At 62.7% G+C, this 18533-nt stretch carries 14 protein-coding genes; 10 read left to right on the top strand and 4 right to left on the bottom strand.

Annotated features, from left to right (window positions below; genetic code table 11):
- Window positions 1-13 precede the first annotated feature (13 nt).
- The 4 genes from AC2YI2_RS17535 to AC2YI2_RS17550 are packed head-to-tail and all read left to right on the top strand — an operon-like array spanning window position 14 to window position 4516.
- Window positions 14-1324, top strand: a complete 1311-nt coding sequence (locus tag AC2YI2_RS17535) for an alanine racemase (protein WP_487387779.1) — start codon at window positions 14-16, stop codon at window positions 1322-1324.
- A gap of 39 nt (window positions 1325-1363) precedes the next feature.
- Window positions 1364-1708, top strand: a complete 345-nt coding sequence (locus tag AC2YI2_RS17540) for a RidA family protein (RefSeq protein ID WP_487387780.1) — start codon at window positions 1364-1366, stop codon at window positions 1706-1708.
- 12 nt (window positions 1709-1720) lie between these two features.
- Window positions 1721-3310 (top strand): N-acyl-D-amino-acid deacylase family protein, encoded by a 1590-nt coding sequence (locus tag AC2YI2_RS17545; protein WP_487387781.1) that lies wholly within the window; start codon window positions 1721-1723, stop codon window positions 3308-3310.
- Between the two features lie 15 nt (window positions 3311-3325).
- On the top strand, window positions 3326-4516 hold the full coding sequence (locus tag AC2YI2_RS17550) for a hypothetical protein (RefSeq protein ID WP_487387782.1): 1191 nt from the start codon (window positions 3326-3328) through the stop codon (window positions 4514-4516).
- 24 nt (window positions 4517-4540) lie between these two features.
- Here the strand turns inward: AC2YI2_RS17550 and AC2YI2_RS17555 are convergent, their stop codons facing one another.
- From AC2YI2_RS17555 to torT, 4 genes are read right to left on the bottom strand one after another with little or no spacing between them, the layout of a single operon-like run.
- Window positions 4541-5512 (bottom strand): ABC transporter permease, encoded by a 972-nt coding sequence (locus AC2YI2_RS17555; protein WP_487387783.1) that lies wholly within the window; start codon window positions 5510-5512, stop codon window positions 4541-4543.
- Entirely contained in the window at window positions 5509-6504 is a 996-nt protein-coding gene (locus tag AC2YI2_RS17560) for an ABC transporter permease (protein ID WP_487387784.1), read from the bottom strand. The genes AC2YI2_RS17555 and AC2YI2_RS17560 overlap by 4 nt, the downstream gene beginning before the upstream one ends.
- Window positions 6501-8093 carry a sugar ABC transporter ATP-binding protein gene (locus tag AC2YI2_RS17565; RefSeq protein WP_487387785.1) on the bottom strand — a complete coding sequence of 531 codons (1593 nt, stop codon included), beginning with the start codon at window positions 8091-8093 and terminating at the stop codon, window positions 6501-6503. Before AC2YI2_RS17565 ends, AC2YI2_RS17560 begins: the two co-directional genes overlap by 4 nt.
- An 11-nt stretch (window positions 8094-8104) precedes the next feature.
- Window positions 8105-9160: a TMAO reductase system periplasmic protein TorT gene (gene torT, locus AC2YI2_RS17570; protein ID WP_487387786.1), complete on the bottom strand. Its 1056-nt coding sequence runs from the start codon at window positions 9158-9160 to the stop codon at window positions 8105-8107.
- A 533-nt stretch (window positions 9161-9693) separates the two neighbouring features.
- On the opposite strand from torT, the gene AC2YI2_RS17575 reads away from it, so the two are divergent.
- From AC2YI2_RS17575 to AC2YI2_RS17600, 6 genes are all read left to right on the top strand, one after another.
- The gene (locus AC2YI2_RS17575; protein ID WP_487387787.1) at window positions 9694-10650 is read left to right on the top strand and encodes an AraC-like ligand-binding domain-containing protein; all 957 of its coding nucleotides are present in this window, start codon (window positions 9694-9696) and stop codon (window positions 10648-10650) included.
- Between the two features lie 119 nt (window positions 10651-10769).
- Window positions 10770-12788: a hydantoinase/oxoprolinase family protein gene (locus tag AC2YI2_RS17580; protein WP_487387788.1), complete on the top strand. Its 2019-nt coding sequence runs from the start codon at window positions 10770-10772 to the stop codon at window positions 12786-12788.
- An 11-nt stretch (window positions 12789-12799) separates the two neighbouring features.
- Window positions 12800-14761, top strand: coding sequence for a hydantoinase B/oxoprolinase family protein (locus AC2YI2_RS17585; RefSeq protein WP_487387789.1), 1962 nt, complete (start codon window positions 12800-12802; stop codon window positions 14759-14761).
- A 63-nt stretch (window positions 14762-14824) separates the two neighbouring features.
- Window positions 14825-15676, top strand: a complete 852-nt coding sequence (locus tag AC2YI2_RS17590; RefSeq protein ID WP_487387790.1) for an FAD binding domain-containing protein — start codon at window positions 14825-14827, stop codon at window positions 15674-15676.
- Window positions 15676-16146 (top strand): (2Fe-2S)-binding protein, encoded by a 471-nt coding sequence (locus tag AC2YI2_RS17595; protein WP_487387791.1) that lies wholly within the window; start codon window positions 15676-15678, stop codon window positions 16144-16146. Before AC2YI2_RS17590 ends, AC2YI2_RS17595 begins: the two co-directional genes overlap by 1 nt.
- Entirely contained in the window at window positions 16143-18500 is a 2358-nt protein-coding gene (locus AC2YI2_RS17600; RefSeq protein ID WP_487387792.1) for a xanthine dehydrogenase family protein molybdopterin-binding subunit, read from the top strand. The genes AC2YI2_RS17595 and AC2YI2_RS17600 overlap by 4 nt, the downstream gene beginning before the upstream one ends.
- Window positions 18501-18533: the final 33 nt, after the last annotated feature.

The raw sequence follows: 18533 nt of genomic DNA on the forward strand, positions 1-18533 counted from the left end.
GGAGACCTCTACCATGCCAGCCCCCTCGCTTTCCTGCGAACCAGCCATTCTCGACGACCGGATCCGCGGCTTTCCTGCCGGCCATGCGCCGGTGCCGCTGGACGAGATCGGCCAACAGGGCTGGAAGCCGTTCGATGGAAGCATGTCCCTGCCGCTGATTTCGCTCGACGAGTCTGCCTTTGCCGCCAATGCCGAGGCGATGATGGCCTATGTGAGGAGCCATGGATGCGGGATCGCACCGCATGCCAAGACGCCCATGTCACCGGCGCTCGCGCAGCGCCTGCTGCAGGCCGGTGCCTGGGGGACAACCGTCGCCGACATCCGCCAGGCATCCGTGATGCTGAAAGCCGGCATGACGCGGCTGATCCTCGCCAACGAGATCGGCGGCGTGGCCGCAGCGCGGCGGCTTGCAGCACTCTTGGCCGGATACCCCCAGGCCGAGGTCCATATTTTCGTGGATTCGATCGATCTCGCCGAGGCGCTTTCGACAGCCTGGCGTGAGTGTGAGGGGCTCCCAATGCTGGGCCTTCTGCCGGAGCTCGGTGCCGCCCGCGGCGGGAGTCGCTCGGCCGAAGCCGCGCTTGATATCGCCGAACACATTCTTTCGCGCGAGACCGAACGCTTTAAGTTGACGGGCATAGGCGGCTACGAGGGGGCCGCTGCGACGGCCGATCCGGCGGAAACCAGGTCGCGCATCGAGAACCTTATGGGCGAGATGGCCGACCTGCACCGCGGCCTGCGCAAACGGGTCGGCGCCGAACGCGAACTGCTGGTGACTGCCGGCGGGTCGGTCTATTTCGATCTCGTCGCCGCCGCGCTTGGCCCGATCGTGGCGGATGATCCCCAGTCGAAGCTCGTTCTGCGCAGTGGCGCGATCTTCTTTCATGACCATGGCGTCTACGAGCGCGGCCTGTCGGCACTCGATGGGCGGCAGGGTTTCGAGATCAGCGGCAAGGTGATGCCGGCGGCCTCGACCTTCAAACCTGCCCTGCGCGTCTGGGCCGAGGTGCTGTCCCGGCCCGAACCCGGGCTTGCGATCTGCGGCATGGGCTTGCGCGACGTGGCCATGGACCAGGGGTTGCCCAGGCCGCTCGCGCTTTATCGCGACGGCCGAGAGATCGCCGACCTGACTGAAGCCAAGGTCACAAAGCTCAACGACCAGCATGCCTTCGTCGAACTCGGCGGCAACAGGGAAGTCAGGATCGGCGATGTCGTGGAATTCGGCATTTCGCATCCCTGCACCTGCCTGGACCGCCATGGCATCCTCTATGGGCTCGATCCGGAGCACCGGGTCGTCGCTGCCTATGCCACGCATTTCGGCTGAATCGCGCCCAAACTCCCAAGCACAAGAAAAGGAAAAGACATGATCGACCGCTATCAGAAGGGACCGAGGATGAGCCAGGCCGTGGTGCATGCCGGCACGGTCTATATTGCCGGGCAGGTAGCCAGTAATCGCAAGGGATCGATCGAAGAGCAGACTCTCGATGTGCTCGAGACCATCGCCGCGCTCCTCAAGGAAGCCGGCACCGACAAATCGAAGCTGCTGGCCGTCAATGTCTTCCTGCCGGCGATCACAGATTTCGAGGCGATGAACTCTGTCTATGACAAGTGGATCGATAAGGCCCATCCTCCGGCGCGCGCCTGCGTAGAGGCACGGCTTGCCGATCCCGACCTGCGCGTCGAAATGACCGCGGTCGCGGCGGTCTGACCGGAGAGCGCGATGTCGGAAACGCTGGTTCGCAATGCGCGTATCGTCGATGGAACAGGAGCCCCGTGGTATCGCGGCGACCTTCTCATCGCAGGCGGAAAGATCCAGCAGATCGGCTATGGCTTGCAGGCTGGACCGGATGCCGAGGTTGTCGATGCGGACGAGCGCTATCTGGCGCCGGGCTTCATCGACGCGCATTGCCATGACGACCTGATCTTCCTGCGCGAGCGGGGCCGCACCGAAAAGGCGATGCAGGGGGTCACCAGCATTGTTGTCGGCAATTGTTCCTTCTCGCTCTATCCCTCGAATGATGCATCCGCGCCGATGCTGCGCGACCATTTCGCGGGACTGCTCGGAGAGACGAAAGACAGTGAGATATTCGCCGATCTGGATGGCTACCGAAACGCACTGGAGGGCGAGGGGACCGCCCTCAATCTTGTCTCGCTGGTCGGCCATGCCGCGCTGCGACTGGCAGTGATGGGCTTCGATCGGCGCCCGGCCGAAGCGCGGGAGATCGAGGCCATGTGCGCACTGCTCGGCGAACAGCTGCGGCAGGGCGCTTGCGGCCTGTCGCTCGGGCTGGTCTACCCGCCGAGCGCCTTTGCCGACCACTCTGAACTGGTGGCGCTTGCGAAGACCGTGGCTGCGCATGGCAAATTGCTGGCTGCCCATGTCCGCTCCTATGAGGCGGGCCTGTTCGACGCGATCGAGGAATTCGGCGATCTGCTGCGGCAATCCGGCTCGGCAGGGTTGCTCTCGCATCTGCAGTCGGCGGGTCGGCCCAATTGGGGTCAGATCCCGCGTGCCATCGAACGGCTGGAGGCGATGCGGGACGAAGGTGTGGACATCAGTTTCGACATGTATCCCTATCCGGCCGGCAGCACCTGGCTGCTGCAACTGCTGCCGCCGGCGGTGATGGATGGCGGGCTGGAGGGTTTGAAACGCCGGCTCGCCGATCCCGTACAATGCGCCGCAATCCGCGAGTGGGTGGAAAATGGCGGCGAGGCTTTTCCCGGCGAGAGCAAGGTCAACCTGATCGGCTGGGAGAACGTGCGCCTCTCGGCCATAGGTGTGCCGGCGCTCAAGCATCTCGAAGGCAGCGACATGGGCGGGGCGGCGCAAACGCTTGGCACCACGCCCTTCGACCTGATGCTGCGCTTCATCGAAGAAGATTCCGGGCAAACGGGCATCATCCTGTTCCAGCTCGACGAAGCAGACCTGCACGCCGCCTGCTGCAACCGGCTCTACATGGCCGGGTCGGACGGCCTGCCGCGGCCGGGTTCCAAGCCGCATCCGCGCGCCTTCGGCACCTTCCCGCGCATCGCCGGACCGCTGCGGCGCGAGAAGAAATGGTTCAGCCTCGAGGATGCCGTCCGACGCATGACCTCGGTCGCGGCGCAGCGTTTTCAGTTGCATGACAGGGGGCTGATCCGGCCGAGCCTCGCCGCCGATCTCGTTCTTTTCGAGGATGCGATCAGCGACCGTGCAACCTTCTCGGATTCGACGCAACTGGCGTCTGGAGTTTCCGATCTCTGGGTCAATGGCGTGGCGGTGATCCGCGATCGGCAGCAGACGAAAAACCGGCCGGGGCGGCTGATCTAGAGGAATAAGGACGCGATGCAGCATTCCATGTGGACCTATCCCTGGGACATCCAGGACCAGAGCATCGCCGGCACCGTCGCGGACCTTCGCGACCGCGCGGGGCTCAACACGATCAGCCTTGCGACATCCTATCACGCGGGGCGCTTCCTGCAGCCGCGCAGTCCCGCGCAGAAGGCCTATTTCCCCGAAGACGGCACCGTCTACTTCCGGCCGGATGAGAGCCTCTGGAAGGACAAGAAGATCCGGCCGCTGATGGCGCGCAATGTCGCCGAACGCGGCGACATGCTCGGCGCGCTGATCGATGAACGTGACCGTGGCGGCATGGGGGTTTCATGCTGGACGGTGTGCCTGCACAATACGCGGCTCGGCATGGCGCATCCCGGTCATGTGACGCGCAATGCCTTCGGCAATGCGAACTACTACAATCTCTGCCCGTCGAGCCCGGCCGCCCGCGACTATGTCGTGACCCTCGTCAGGGACGTGACCACACATTACAAGCCCGACATGCTGGAGCTCGAAAGCCCGAATTTCATGAGTTTCGCGCATGAATACCATCACGAAAAGGATGGCGTCGGCCTCAATGCGGAGGACGATTTCCTGCTCTCGCTCTGCTTCTGCAAACATTGTGCGACGCGGGCAGAGAATGCGGGCGTGCCGATCGGCGAGGCGCGGAAGACAGTCGCTCGTTTCATTGCAGAGATGTGCGAAAGGGAAATCCCGGCAAGGCAGTTTCCGGGCTTCCCAGCGGCCGGCATCGATGCCTTCAAGGCATGGTCGGAACTCCACGCCTTTCTTCAATGGCGTTCCGAACCGGTGACCAGCCTGATCGGAGAGATCAGGCAAAGCGCCGATCCGGCCACCAGGATCGTGCTGATCGACCTCAAGGACGGCTGGCTCGGTGGCGTCGACCTTACGGCGGTGGGCAGGCTCTGCGACGGCGCGATTCTATGCTGTTACGACATGACGGCAGAGGAACTGGCAGCCGTGGTGAGACACGGCCGTGCACGGTTGGGACCGGAAAAATATCTCGGTGCCGGCTTCCGCGTCTTCTATCCCGAAATGAAGTCCGCTGACGATCTTGCTATCCGGTCCCGTGCGGCAATGGAGGCGGGTGCCGATGGCATCAATTTCTACAATTACGGATTGATCCCGGCCAAGCGTCTGGATTGGGTGCGTCAGGCGGTGGATGGGCTGCCCATCCGCTGAGGAGCCCGGCCTATCCGCGGGAAGCTAGCCGCGCTGTGCGTGGCCGATCGATCCCGCAAAAGCAGCAAAGATGACGATCAAGCCGATGATGACGGACTGAAGCGATCCGTCGATCTGCGCCAAGTTCATTCCAACCGAGACGATCGTCACGAGCAGGGCGCCGAAAACTGGCGCCAACACCGAGCCCACCCCACCGCGGAGCGAGGCGCCGCCAACGACAGCTGCCGCTATGCTGTTGAGCACAAGGCTGGCTCCAAGACTGGGCTCGCCCGACCCGGTTCCTGCCGTCATCATGAGCCCGGCCATGGCCGCGATCACGCCGCAACCCGTATAGGCGAGGAATAGATGCAGCCTGACATTCCGGCCGGCGACCATGGCGGCTCGTGCGTTGTCGCCGATCAGATAGAGTGTTCGGCCGAACACCGTCTTCGAGAGAAGAACATGGAGGATCGTGGCAAGCAGAGCGGCCACAACAAACGGCGCGGGCAGGGCGAGCACATGTATCTGGTTGAAGACGTAGCTGAAAGCGGGCGGCACGCCGAAGACGGGAAAGCCGTTCGAAATCGTCGTCGCCAGACCGGTGACGATGCTCATAGTGCCGAGCGTGACGACGAAAGGGTTGATTTCGAGATAGGCGATCAGAAATCCGTTGATCGCGCCGATCACGCAGCCGATCGCCAGCGCGACAACAAGCGCGGCCGTAACAGCCATGCCGGCCTGATCCGGCGGAATGGCGACCATGACCATGCAGGACGTCACGGAAACGACCGACACATTAGCGCCGACCGAGAGATCGAAGCCACGGCCGATCAGCACGAGCAATTGCGCGGCCGCCAGCATGAACAGCAGCGACGCCTGCTTGAGCAGGTTTTCGAGATTGGCGAACGACGCCATCGCCGGCTGGAGCATCGCGAACAGACCGAAAGCCGCCAGGATGACGATCGGCAGGCCAAACGCGCGGATCGGGGACGAGGGAATGAAGGTCGCCGCTTTCATGGGCTGGTGCTCCGCAGGCGTTTGAAATTGTCGAGCGCCACCGCGGCAATGACGATGGCTCCCACCAGGATGACCTGATAGCGGCTGTCGATGCGGACAAGGTTCATGCCGTTGGCGAGCACCGACAGGAAAAGGGCGCCCGTTACCACCATGGAAAGGCGGCCCGAACCACCCTTGAGCGACACGCCGGCCAAGATGGCCGCCGCGATGCTGTCGAGCATCAAGGAACTGCCAAGCGTCGCCTCTCCCGACCCCACCCGGGCGGTCAGCAGCAGACCCGCCGCCCCGGCGAGCAGGCCGCCGAGGCAATAGGCGAGGATGGTGACGAGCCTCACATTGATACCCGAGACATGTGCGCCGCGTTCGTTGCCGCCGACGGCGTAAAAATACCTGCCCGTTCGCGTCGACGTCAGCACATAGCCAAGTACGGCCAGAATGACGGCGGCGATCACGATCACCACGGGCATGCCGTGGAAGCGCCCCCGTCCGATCGTGTCGGTGAAGTTCTCGGGAAGTCCGTAGAGCGGCGTGCCGCCCGAGAGATATTGCGCAAGGCCGGCGGCAATCGACATCGTGCCGATGGTGACGATAAAGGGCGGTGCGCGCAGGATTGCGACGCAGGCTCCGTTTGCAAGACCCAGCAGGCCGGCGACCAGCAGTCCGGCAAGGCAGCCGAAGACCACGCCGGCGACCGCGAAGTCCGGCACCATCTCGAGAAAATAGACCATCGACAATGTGCTCGTGACGCTGGTGAGCGCGATGACCGCACCAACCGAAATGTCAAAGCCGCCGACCACGATCACCAGCATCTGGCCCGCGGCCACCAGCGAGAGATAGGAGGTGTTGCGCAGGATGTTCATGATGTTCTCGAACCGAAGGAACTTGGGTTCGAGGAGAGCGAACAGCAGGCAGGTCGCGGCAAGAAGAAGCGGCAGGGCCGGGGGCCGGGCCACCTTGCTCCAGAGCATGGGGCGTTCCACGAGGGTGTTCAATACGCTACTCCTTCCGGCAACTCGCTTTCCACGTCCTCGGCCTCGACGGGATGGTCGAAGAAGGCGGACAAAAGTGCTGCTTCCGATATACCATCACCTTCCAGTTCCGCGACGACCTCGCCGTTTTGCATCACCAGGAGCCGATGCGAGATATGGATTATTTCGGCCATGTCGGACGAGCAGACGACCACGGCCTTGCCGGCTTCGGTCAGTTCCTTGATGAAATTGTAGATCTCGATCTTGGCCTGGACGTCGACGCCGACGGTCGGTTCGTCGAACAGATAGATGTCGAGATCGCGGGAAAGCCCGCGTGCGAGCAGGACCTTCTGCTTGTTGCCGCCCGACATTCCTTCGACCGCGGCGTTCACGCCGCGCGCCTTGATGCCGAGGCGGTCGATCATGCGTTGGGCGAACAGCCTTTCGGCGCGCTGCCGCAGCCAGAGCCTGCTCTTCGAGAAGGCACCATCGTCAAGCGCGGCAATCGTCGCGTTCCAGCCGAGACTCTGGCGCATGGCCAGGCCTTCTGTCGCCCTGTCGGACGGGAAATAGCAGAGCCTGCGGCCGAGCATCGCGTCGGGTGTCGGCTTCTTCACCGGTTCGGCGTCGAGCGTGATCGTGCCGTCCTGAATGGGCTCGAGGCCGTAGATCGCGCGGATCAGTTCGGATTTGCCGCAGCCGGCCAGCCCAGCGATCCCGAGCACTTCGCCACGGCGTATTTGAACATCGACGGCGTTCACGAGACCGTTGGCGGCCTTCAATCCCCTGACCTCGACAGCCGTCGACGATGCGTTCCGCTCGATCCTCGGATAAAAGGTCTCGAAACTCCGCCCGGTCATCGATTTGACGAGCGTCGGATGGCTGATCTCGTCGCGGGAAAGGGTGCAGACATAGTTGCCGTCGCGCAGCACGGTGACGCGATCGGCGAGGCGATCGATCTCCGCCATGCGATGGGTGATATAGACGATCCCGAGGCCCTGTTCGCGCAAGGTTTCGATCAGATCGAACAGCGCGGCCGCCTCCTGGTCGGCAAGCGACGCGGTCGGCTCATCGAAGATCATGACCTTGGCGTCGTGCAGCAGTGCCTTGGCGATCTCCACCATCTGCTTGTGGGCACGCCTAAGCGTGACTACCCTGGCATCGGGGTCGAGCGGAAAACCGAGCTTGCCGAGTATCTCCTGCGTCGCCTTGCGCATGGCACTTTTGTCCAGCCGGCCCCGGCGCATCAATTCCCGTCCGAGGAAGAGATTTTCTGTGACGGACATCTCAGGGATCAGGCTGAATTCCTGGAACACCGCGGAAATCCCGGCGCGCTGCATCCTGGCCGGTGTGGCATTCTCGATGGTCTGGGAGAGCAGCCGATACTCGCCCTCGTCGGCCTGCAGGACGCCGGCCATGATCTGGATGAGCGTCGACTTCCCGGCCCCGTTCTCGCCGAACAGCACGTGCACTTCGCCGGCTTGAAGATCGAAATCCACCCCCGAGAGTGCTGCGAATGCGCCGAACCGCTTGACGATTGCCCGCATCGAAAGGATCGGGCCCGACGATGCGGGCTCTTTCAAACCCGCATCGTCCACGTTGGCAGTCTTCATCAACATGACCTTCAATCGACCGAATAGACCGGCTTCCAGTCGGCGGGAGCGAAGGAGCGGGTCAGATCGATACTATCGATATTGTCCTTGGTCACAATGCTCATCCCCGGATTGAGGTGCTTGTAGTGTTCCTTCTTCTCGAGAATCCGGACGGCGAGATCGACCGCGATACGGGCCTCCATCACAGGCGATTCCGTAACGGTGGCGGTCACGTCGCCCTTCTTGACGAGATCGACGATGCCCTCGTTGGAGTAGTAGGACGCGATGGTGATATCCCGGTCGATACCGGCTTCCTGGAGCGCCTGCTTGGCGACCTCGGCGGTCACCGCCGTGCCGTAGATGATGCCGACATCGTCATAGGTCTGCAGCGCATCCTCTACCAGCTGCAGCTGGATGCTCTTGCCGGTATCGCCGTATTTGGCGTCCGCGAGCTCGATCTTGGAGTCCTTGATGCCGAGCTTGACGCCCTCGGTCGACGCTTCGGCCCAACCGGAACCCTGTGGACCCGGGAAGTGCAGCAGCTTGACGGGCTCCGCGCTGTCCTTGAATTTCTCGGCCAGGAATTTGGCGCCGGCAGCAGCGGCGACATCGTAATTGGCGTAGATCTTGGCATCGGCGACGTCGCCCTGCAGCGGGTTGATGACGCCGACCTGTACGATGCCCTTCGCCTTGCCCTCGGCCATGCTCTTCGCAAGTCCGGCTTCGGAAATCGCGCCGATGACGATGGCATCGACGCCGAGGGCCACACAGTCGTTATACTGTGCCACCTGCTTGGCGGCCTCCGTATATCCGCCGGCCTGGAAGATCGTCGCCTTGATGCCGAGCTTCTTCGCCTGGTCGGCAATACCGTAGTCGACACCCACCCAATAGCTGTCCTTCATATGCGGGAAGAGCACGCAGATGTGCCACTTCTTCGACGCCTTATCGAGGCCCTGATAGGGCACGGTCTTGCCGGCGACGACATCGGTGACGTCGAACGGCCACAGATCGGCGGCGTTGGACAATGTGGGGTGAATAAGCGCCAGGAGACCTGACAGCATCATTTTCCTGATAGTTGCGCGTTTCATTGGTTCCACCTCTTTTATTGGAATTATATTTGCGCGCATGAATCTTAAACTCTTGCACCTCGACGCACCGAATGGGGCCCGCCTGCATCCGAGCGTCGAAGTGCCTGTGACGTGCCCGTCCTTCGCGCCATGCGCAACGTCCACCAACGTAGCAGAGGGGCCGGGAAATACATCATTTCTGCGCGAACAAACTCTGGTTCGACTGCGCACAGTCGTCTCGGGCCGAGACCATGGATGCGGTTATCTATACTGCCTTTCGGTCGACAATTAATGAATAGATACGCGCGCGCGAAGAATTCGGATACAAATAGGCGATGCGGGTCATGTTCCACAATCTTTGAGTTCAGCGGCCTGACAAGCAGGGCGTTTTGGTCTGGTGTGCAGGGCGCCCTATGCCAAGATTGACGAGATTTTATGCGCATAGCGACAAGACACCCGGCCAATTCATGGTATCTTCGACAAAAGAACGAATGGGAACGAATTGGTGAGACCGGCAGAAGCCGGCCGCCGCCTTCGCACAGGAGGACTGGACATTGCATTATTCGACGGCGAATTCGCCTCAGGCCGCGCGTGCGGGCTACTGGCAGAACATCATTTCGAATGCCTATTTCCCGCTCGACCTCAAGTATCGGGATGAGGAGCGGTTCAACGGCTCCCTGGACTACTGGTCGATGGGAAGCGTATCGCTTTCGCGGATCAAATGCGACGCGATCCTCTACAAGCGCCACGAACGGCAGATCATCAGCGAGCGCGAAAAAAGCTTCCTGGTCACCATTCCCGATCTTGCCGATATCAGCTTTGCTCAGGACGGACGCGAAGTTTCCTGCGCACCGGGCGGCTTCATCCTCGAGCGCGGCGACGCGCCTTACGAGTTCTGCCATCCGGGCGCCAACCTGCTCTGGGTTTTCAAGGTACCGGCCGCAGCGCTGAGGGCGCGGGTCGGGCCGCCGGAGCGGCTTTCGGCGATGTCCTTCGATGCCACCAAGGGTGTGGGCGCCTATTTCGTGGATGCCGTCAGGACAAGTGCACGTCGGATCGGCGAGATGGATGCGGCAGCGCATGAGATGATCGGCCAGCAGCTGGTCGACCTACTTTGTCTCGCAATCCAGGGCGATCAGCGCGTGCTGAGCAGCAGTCTCAGTTCAGTACGTTCGGCGCATCTCTTCAGGGCGGAGCAATTCATCCGCAACCATCTCAACAAGCAGGAGCTCCTGCCCCAGGACATCGCAGATTCCTGCGGCATCTCGCTCAGATATCTGCAGCGGCTCTTCACAGACAGCGGCCGGTCCATCTGCGAATGGATCCGCGAGCAGCGGCTCTTGATGTGCGATGAGGAACTGCGCAAGAAGAACTCGCATCTGACGATTTCGGAAATCGCCTATAACTGGGGGTTCTCCGACCAGTCACAGTTTTCCAAGCACTACCGTGCCCATTTCGGCCGTTCGCCCAGCGAGGCGCGCGTCCAGTATCGGCAGAACGCTTTCTGCTAAGGGCTGAAACCAGCTGACCGCCGAGCGGCGGTCACCCATCACATTCAAACGTCTGCATGAAAGCGGCAATTCGTTGCGTCAGCGAACGGCTTCCGCTTGCCTATCGAAAGGACAGTATAATGGAGACCATCCGCGTTGCGGTGGATGTCGGCGGCACGTTCACCGATATCTGCATCCTCGACGAAACCACCGGAGAGATCAGGATCGAGAAGACCTCCTCGACGCCGGACCCGATCGACGGGATCATTTCGGGCGTGGAGGACGCCAAGGTCGATCTCTCCCAGGTCTCGATGTTTTCGCATGGTACCACTGTCGCCACCAATGCACTGATCACCCGCCGGCTGCCACGCACCGCCATGATCTGCACAGAAGGCTTCCGCGACGTGATCGAGATCCGCCGCGCCAACAAGCAGGATCTCTGGGACGCCTACAAGGACGTGGCCAAGCCCTATGTGCCGCGCAAGGACCGCTTGACGGTCGCCGAACGCATTGACGCTTCCGGCAATGTCGTAACCCCGCTCGATGAAGTGGGCGCCAGGCGCGTCGCCCACGTCCTCAGGAAGCGCGGCGTGAAGGCGATCTCGGTCTGCTTCATGAATTCCTTCGTCAATGGCGAGAACGAAAGGCGCATGCGCTCCATTCTCCAGGACGAGATCCCCGGGCTTCCGGTCTCGATCTCATCCGAGGTCATGCCTGAAATCTTCGAGCATGAGCGCTTTTCGACGACGGTCGCCAACGCTGTACTCAGCCCCGTCGTCGTCGACTATACGACCCAGCTCGGCGAGAGCCTTCAGAGCAAGGGCTACAAGCGGGATCTCCTGCTGCTGCACACCGGCGGCGGCGTGATGACGCCGAAGAGCGTGAAGGATTTCGCCGCACGGCTGGCGGGCTCGGGCATTGCCGCAGGCGCCATTGCCAGCCGCTACATTTCGACTTTGTGCGGCTATCCAAACTCCATCGGGCTCGACATGGGCGGCACGTCCACAGACGTGTCCATGGCCTATGAGGGTGAATCCCGCGTCAGCAAGGACTGGTATATCGAATTCGGCTACCCGATCCGCTTTCCAAGCATCGAAGTGCTGACGATCGGTGCCGGCGGTGGTTCGCTTGCCTGGCTCGACGAGGCCGGTTCGCTCCGCAACGGCCCGCAATCTGCCGGTTCAGAGCCGGGCCCGGCCTGCTACGGCAAGGGCAATACGGTGCCCACCAATACCGATGCCAATGTCGTGCTCGGCCGGCTCGGAACGAGCCTCGCCGGCGGCAAGTTGACGCTGCGCCCCGAGCTCTCCGAACAGGCAGTCCGGTCAGGCGTCGCCGAGCGCTTCGGCATCGATATTCACACCGCAGCGGAATCGATCGTCAAGGTTGCCAATGCCAATATGGCCAATGCCGTCCGGCTCATTTCAATCAGCCGCGGGTACGATCCGCGCGACTTCGCGCTGGTGGCCTTCGGCGGTGCAGGCGCGCTCCATGGTGCCGCGATTGCCCAGGAACTCGCCATTCCCGTCGTCATTGTGCCGCCCAATCCCGGGGTGACATCGGCGCTCGGCTGCCTGCTGGTCGATATTCAGCACGATTTCTCCGACAGCTTCATGGCAGACGCCGCGACAACCACGCCCGGCGATGTCGAGGCGGCTTTCCAGCGGCTGGAGAGGGAAGCACTCGAGCGCCTGCTGCATGAGGGCGTGGCCCACAAGGACATCGTTCTCCAGCGCAGCATCGAGATGATGTATCAAGGCCAGTGGCGCTCGCTCTCGGTGTCGGCGCCGAGCCCCGTTGCCGACGTCGCAGCCCTTGTCGACAGTTTCCATCGCGAGCATGAACGGGAATACAATTTCCGCCGCGACGACGCTCCGGTCAGCCTTTTTCGTGTTGCGCTGAAGGCGATCGGCATGGTGCCGAAGGCGCAATTGTCCGAGCACAAGCCGAGCATGGAAAAGCCGGCCCCGAAGGTCCGCCGTCACGTCTGGTTTGAGGGACAGCCGCACGACACGCCTGTCTTCGAACGCAGCAATCTGCCGGCCGGCTTCAAGATCACGGGTCCCGCGATCGTCGAGCAGTTCGACTCGACCGTGGTCGTGCCGCCGAACACCACGGCCGTGGTCGACAAATACCTCAACATTCTCATTCATCTCTGAGGAGATCCCCGATGAACAACGGAAAGTCGGACGGGCTCGACCCTGTCACCTTCGAGGTGCTCAAGAATTCGTTCATTACTTCGGTCGATCAGATGGCCGAACAGATGCTGCGAACCTGCTATTCCTTCGTGATCTACAATCGCGACTTCTCGAATGGTCTGCATGATGCCGAGGGCAATTCGGTGGCGCAGGGCACGCAGGATATCGCGGTCCACGTCGGCACGCTGCATTTCACCTGCAAGGAGGTCATCCGCGCCTTCGAAGGCGATATGCTGCCGGGCGACGTCTATGCGATCAACGATCCCTATGCGGGCGGCACGCATTTCAGTGACGTCCGCTTGATCCGCCCGATCTTCGATGAAGATGAGTTGATCGGCTTCAGCCAGTCGAACGGCCACTGGTCGGATCTCGGCGGCAGTGTTCCCGGCTCCTTCGATGTTACGGCCAAGGACATGTTCCGCGAAGCCTTGCGCATTACGCCGGTACGCCTGTTCAATGGCGGCCGCTTCTGCAGCGACGTCGCGAACCTGATTGCCGCCAATACCCGCGACCCGCGCTCGATCATCGGCGATATCCATGCCCAGGCCCAGGCGACCCATGTGGCAGAGCGCGACGTGCTGCGGCTGGTCAAGAAATACGGCCGCCAGACGGTCACATCGGGCATGGCCGCCGTTCAGGATTATGTCGAGCGCGCCATGCGCCAGCGCATCGCGGCCCTGCCTGACGGCACTTGGGAAACCGTCGACTATATCGATCGCGACCCGGCTGCTGGCGAGGGCATGATCCCGATCCGCATCAAGATGACGATCAAGGGCGACAAGGTCTATTACGACTTCAGCGGCAGCCATGGAACGATCGGCTCGATCTACAACTCGGCGCCCGGCGCCACCTTCTCCGCGGTCGCGGCTGGCATGAAGACCTTCTTCCCCGATCTTCCGCTCAACAGCGGTTTCTATCGCATCTTCGAGATCGTCAGCCCGGAAAACAGCGTGGTCAGCGCGCAATGGCCGGTCGCCGTCACCGGCTTCCTGATGCCCTTCGAGAAGATCATGAATTCGATCTTCGAAATGTGGTCGAAGATCATCCCCGAACGCGCCATTTCCTGCTCGTTCAACCTCGAATATCTGCTCACCGGCGGCCACGACCTGCGCCGGGCCGACAAACCGATCTTCATGTTCTACGACTGGCTTCCCGGCGGCTGGGGTGGCCGCAACGGGCTGGATGGCTGCAACGCCACGACCGCCTGCTTCGGCACCGGGCTCATGGCGCAGCCGGTCGAGGGGCAGGAGCGGGTCAATCCGGTCCTGACGACGAAATTCGAGATCAAGACGGATTCGCCCGGACCGGGCAAGTTCCGCGGTGGCGCCGGCGTCGAGAAAACCTCGGTCCTGCTCGAAGCGGAGAAATCGGTGATTTCCTATATCTGCGACCGCGAACGGGCCGTGGTCTGGGGCACCAATGGGGGTCTGCCGTCCATGCCGCATGGTCTGACCATCCGCCGCGCCGGTCAGGATCGGGAGGAATGGCTCGGTTCCGTATTCTCGGACGTGCCGCTCGGAACCGGCGACATCTTCTCCCGACCCACCGCCGGCGGCGGTGGTTTCGGCGATCCACTGGAGCGTGATCCCGAAATGGTGCGAGAGGACGTCGAACACGACTATGTCTCCGTCGACCGTGCCCGCAAGGACTATGGCGTGGTGCTCGAGCTCGTCGATGGAGACCTCGCCGACTATGCGGTCGACAAGGCGGCGACCGAGCGTGTGCGGAGGGCCATCCGCGCCGAGCGCCGGGGATGGGCGGCCACTGATCCTGCTGATGTCTCCGCCATGTACAAGGCGGGCCGGATCGATGTGCTCGATGTCGTTCGCCACTACGCCGTGATCCTCGACTGGGACAATGGCGATCTGCTGCCGGAGACCACCCGCCAGTTCCGCGAGATGCACGAAAAGCGAACCGTCGCGCACTGGAAGTGATGTCGGATTGCGGCGGCATGCGAGGCCGGCGTCGTGTCGTCGCACCAGATTTTGAGGCAGCCAATGACAACAACGGAATTCATAGGCGCCACATCAGTGGCGGAGGCCGTGTCGGCGCTTTGCAACCATGGCGGTGCGCAGGTCGTCGCCGGGGCCACATGGCTGATGCGGGCACCGCTGCGCGGGGAAGATCTACCGAAATCCGTCGTCTCGATCTCCGGCATCACGGAGCTTTGCGAAATCGAAATCGGCGCAACTCACCTTTCGATCGGCGCCTGCGTCACCCATAAGAGGCTCGCAGCCACGCTTGCGACCGTCGACGAATGCCGCGGATTGGCCGATGCCGCGGGGCAATCGGCCAATCCGGCAATCCGTTCCGTGGCGACCGTGGGCGGCAATCTGTCGACTGTCGACTTCGCCGCTGCCGATCTGGTGCCGGCTCTGCTCGCTCTCGAGGCGGAGATCGACTATCACGCCGCCGACGGGGCAAAGCGCATGGGCCTTGAGACTTTTCTCGCCACGCGAACCACGCTCGGGCCAGGATTGATCACGCGCATACGGGTTCCGCGCGGCAGCTTTCGCACCGCGCATGCGCGCCTACCGCTTCGCAACGCCGGCGATTATCCCGTCGCCATCGTCTCGGTGAAAGCGAGCCGGGGTCCGGATGGCGCTTTCCACACCGCGCGTATCGCCGTCGGATCGGTCGAGCCAACCGCGCGTCGATGGCGGGCGCTCGAAGCTGCTATCGAGGGCAGGACGTTGAGCGCCTCCGAGATCGCTGCCGTCGCGACCGACCTGGCCGGCGATTTTTCCGGTCGCGATGGCATCGAAGCACCTGGCTGGTATCGCGTCCAAGTGCTGCCAGCCCTTGTTCGCCGCGCATTCGAAAGCCTCGATCGGCAATGGAGCAATTGATGACCATCACGCTGAAGGTCAATGGCGAACTGCACCACATCCATGGCGATCCGCTGACACCGCTCGTCGATGTGTTGCGCAACAACCTGTTTCTGACCGGTACCAAGGCGGTCTGCGGCGAGGGTTTCTGCGGCGCCTGCATGGTGCATATCGACGGGGTGCCAACAGCTTCGTGCCTATGTCCTGTCGCTCTCGTTGGCGGCCGGGAGGTGACGACGATCGAGGGTATTGCGACCGACGGGGCCCCGAACCTCGTCCAGCGAGCCTTCGAAGACCTCGACGCCGTTCAATGCGGCATGTGTTTTCCCGGAATGGTGATGACCTTGACCGCCTATGTCGATGAGCATCCTGGCGCGGATCGCGCGGCTGTGAAGGCCGCGCTGACGGGCAATATCTGTCGCTGCACGGGCTATGAGCGGATCGTCGACGCGGCACTCGTCGCGGCAATGCGAAAGGAACGTCCTGCATGAACATGGTCCTGCCCGACGCGAGCGCCGTCATGAACCTTCCCCGGCGCGACGCGCGCGACAAGCTGAGCGGACGGACGCGCTACACGACCGACCAGGCCGGACCCGGGACGCTGCAAGCCGCAATCCTCCGATCGGAGATCGCGTCCGCACGCATTCTCAGTATCGACGTATCGACGGCCCGGGCTATGCCCGGCGTCCGCGCCGTGATCACGGCTGGGGATGCACCGGGCCGGCATGGGATCGGGGTCATCGATCACCCGCTCTTTGTCCGCGATGTCATCCGCTACTACGGCGAGCCGCTCGCTGCCGTCGCCGCTGATACGATCGAACAGGCGCGCGCGGCGGTGGCGGCCATTCTGGTGGAAACGGAGGCCCTCACTCCAGTCCTGAGCATGACGGAGGCACTGGCGGCCGGTGCGCCGCTCGTCCATCCCGACTGGAAGAGCTACGAGGTCCAGCTCGATGGCGCGGCGCGCGAGGGCAATGTGGCCTGGGAGGCCAAGGTCATTCGCGGTGATACTGATGCCGCCTTCGCGCGGCCTGATGTCACGATTGTCGATAGCTGCTTCGCCGTCGGCCGCCAGAGCCATGTGCCTTTCGAGCCGCGCTCGGCGGTCGCCACCTTCGAGGATGGCCGCTATCACATCATCTGCTCGACCCAGGTGCCCTGGACCGTCCGCAAGGTCACGGCCGAAGTCCTTGGCGTCCCCTCGTCGCTGGTGCGGGTAACCGTTCCTGCCGTCGGCGGCGGGTTCGGCCTCAAGTTCGACTGCACGATCGAGCCGATCGCCGCGCTGCTGGCCAGGCGGACCGGCCGGCGCGTCGCGATGATCAATTCGCGGTATGAGGAGCAGATCACCTGTCTCTGCCGCGAGAATGCCGAGATTCGCATCCGTTCCGCCGTGACGAAGGAAGGCGAGATCGTCGGCCGGGAAGCCACGGTGCTGATGGATTGCGGCGCCTATGGCGGCGAGCAGATCTTCCTGACGACGATGACCGCCCACACATTGGGCGGCAATTACAAACTCGGCTCGGTGCGCCTCAACAGCCGTGCGGTCTATACCAACACCGCACCCAATGGCGCCTTCCGCGCCTGCAACGGCGTCTACAATACCTTCGTGCTCGAGCGTCACAGTGATGAAATCTGCGCTGCGATCGGCATGGACCCGCTGGAATTCAGGCGGCGCAACGTGCTCGGCGACGGGGACATCGGCGCGACCGGTCAGGTCTTTGAAGGCGAGGTGCTGCGGCCGATGCTGGAGCGCATGGAAGCACTGAAGGCGAGTGTGCCGTCGAGAGCATCGCTGGCGGACGGCAGGCTCTACGGCCGGGCGACGACGGTCGGCACGTGGTTCATCTTCGTCGGGCCTTCTTCCGCGACCGTCAATCTTAACGCAGATGGAAGTGCGACGCTTGTGACGTCAGGCGTCGAGATCGGTTCGGGCAGCATGGTCCAGTCGCTGCCGCAGATCGTCGCCGCAGAACTCGGCCTCCGGCCGGAAGACGTCGTGGTCAAGGCAGCGGATACGGATGCAGCCGGGCTCGATCTCGGCGTCGGCGGTGGCCGCACCACCGTCTCGATCGGGGCGGCAAGCCTCAAGGCCTGCGAGGAAGTCCGCAACAGGATCCTGCCTGTCGCGAGCGAAATGCTGCAGACGCCCCACGACCAACTGGTGCTCGCCAATGGCCGGGTCGAAATCGCCGGCCGAAAAGGCTCCGGTACGACAATCGCCAAGGTGGTCGAGCGCGTGCAGCAGCTTTCGGGCCCCGTCATGGGTTCAGGCGCCTTTACCAAGCCCGGCGTGCAGGCGATGGCCGGTTGTGCCATGGCGCATTTCATTGACGCGATCGACATTCCGGTCTTCGCCGTCCACGATTGCGAGGTCGCCGTCGATCGGGAGACCGGACATGTCGAAATCCTGTCCTATACCGTGGTGCAGGATGTCGGCCGGGCGCTCAATCCCCGCGCAATCCACGGCCAGATTCAGGGTGGGGTGGTCCAGGGGCTAGGCTATGCGCTGCATGAGGACGTGACCATTGACGCCACGGGCCGCATCGCCCAGTCCGGGTTCGAGACCTACCGGCTGCCTCTGGCCCAGGATGTCGTGCCTGTAGCGATCGATCTTTACGAAGGCGCACCATCGATCGGTCCGCTCGGCACCAAGGGGGCGGGGGAAGTGCCAATTCTCAATGTCGGCGCCACCGTTGCCTGCGCGGTGGCGAATGCCACGGGCAACAGGGTGCAGAGCCTACCCCTCACTCCACCGCGCGTTCTCGCGCTGTTATCGGGAACGTATCCCCCGCTCGATTTCAGACATATCGACGTCGTTTGGCGGGAAAATATCATTCGCTAACATCGGTTTGACGCCGCATCGGCAGCAAATGAC

The organism is Rhizobium sp. SRI_017 (assembly GCF_057586295.1).

What these genes read in the sequence shown, in the direction of transcription:
- AC2YI2_RS17580 (WP_487387788.1), top strand. Translation starts at nt 10,770, where the DNA reads ATGGAGACCATCCGCGTTGCGGTGGATGTCGGCGGCACGTTCACCGAT.
- AC2YI2_RS17535 (WP_487387779.1), top strand. Translation starts at nt 14, where the DNA reads ATGCCAGCCCCCTCGCTTTCCTGCGAACCAGCCATTCTCGACGACCGG.
- AC2YI2_RS17565 (WP_487387785.1), bottom strand. Translation starts at nt 8,093, where the DNA reads ATGAAGACTGCCAACGTGGACGATGCGGGTTTGAAAGAGCCCGCATCG.
- torT (WP_487387786.1), bottom strand. Translation starts at nt 9,160, where the DNA reads ATGAAACGCGCAACTATCAGGAAAATGATGCTGTCAGGTCTCCTGGCG.
- AC2YI2_RS17585 (WP_487387789.1), top strand. Translation starts at nt 12,800, where the DNA reads ATGAACAACGGAAAGTCGGACGGGCTCGACCCTGTCACCTTCGAGGTG.
- AC2YI2_RS17600 (WP_487387792.1), top strand. Translation starts at nt 16,143, where the DNA reads ATGAACATGGTCCTGCCCGACGCGAGCGCCGTCATGAACCTTCCCCGG.
- AC2YI2_RS17540 (WP_487387780.1), top strand. Translation starts at nt 1,364, where the DNA reads ATGATCGACCGCTATCAGAAGGGACCGAGGATGAGCCAGGCCGTGGTG.
- AC2YI2_RS17590 (WP_487387790.1), top strand. Translation starts at nt 14,825, where the DNA reads ATGACAACAACGGAATTCATAGGCGCCACATCAGTGGCGGAGGCCGTG.
- AC2YI2_RS17555 (WP_487387783.1), bottom strand. Translation starts at nt 5,512, where the DNA reads ATGAAAGCGGCGACCTTCATTCCCTCGTCCCCGATCCGCGCGTTTGGC.
- AC2YI2_RS17545 (WP_487387781.1), top strand. Translation starts at nt 1,721, where the DNA reads ATGTCGGAAACGCTGGTTCGCAATGCGCGTATCGTCGATGGAACAGGA.
- AC2YI2_RS17595 (WP_487387791.1), top strand. Translation starts at nt 15,676, where the DNA reads ATGACCATCACGCTGAAGGTCAATGGCGAACTGCACCACATCCATGGC.
- AC2YI2_RS17550 (WP_487387782.1), top strand. Translation starts at nt 3,326, where the DNA reads ATGCAGCATTCCATGTGGACCTATCCCTGGGACATCCAGGACCAGAGC.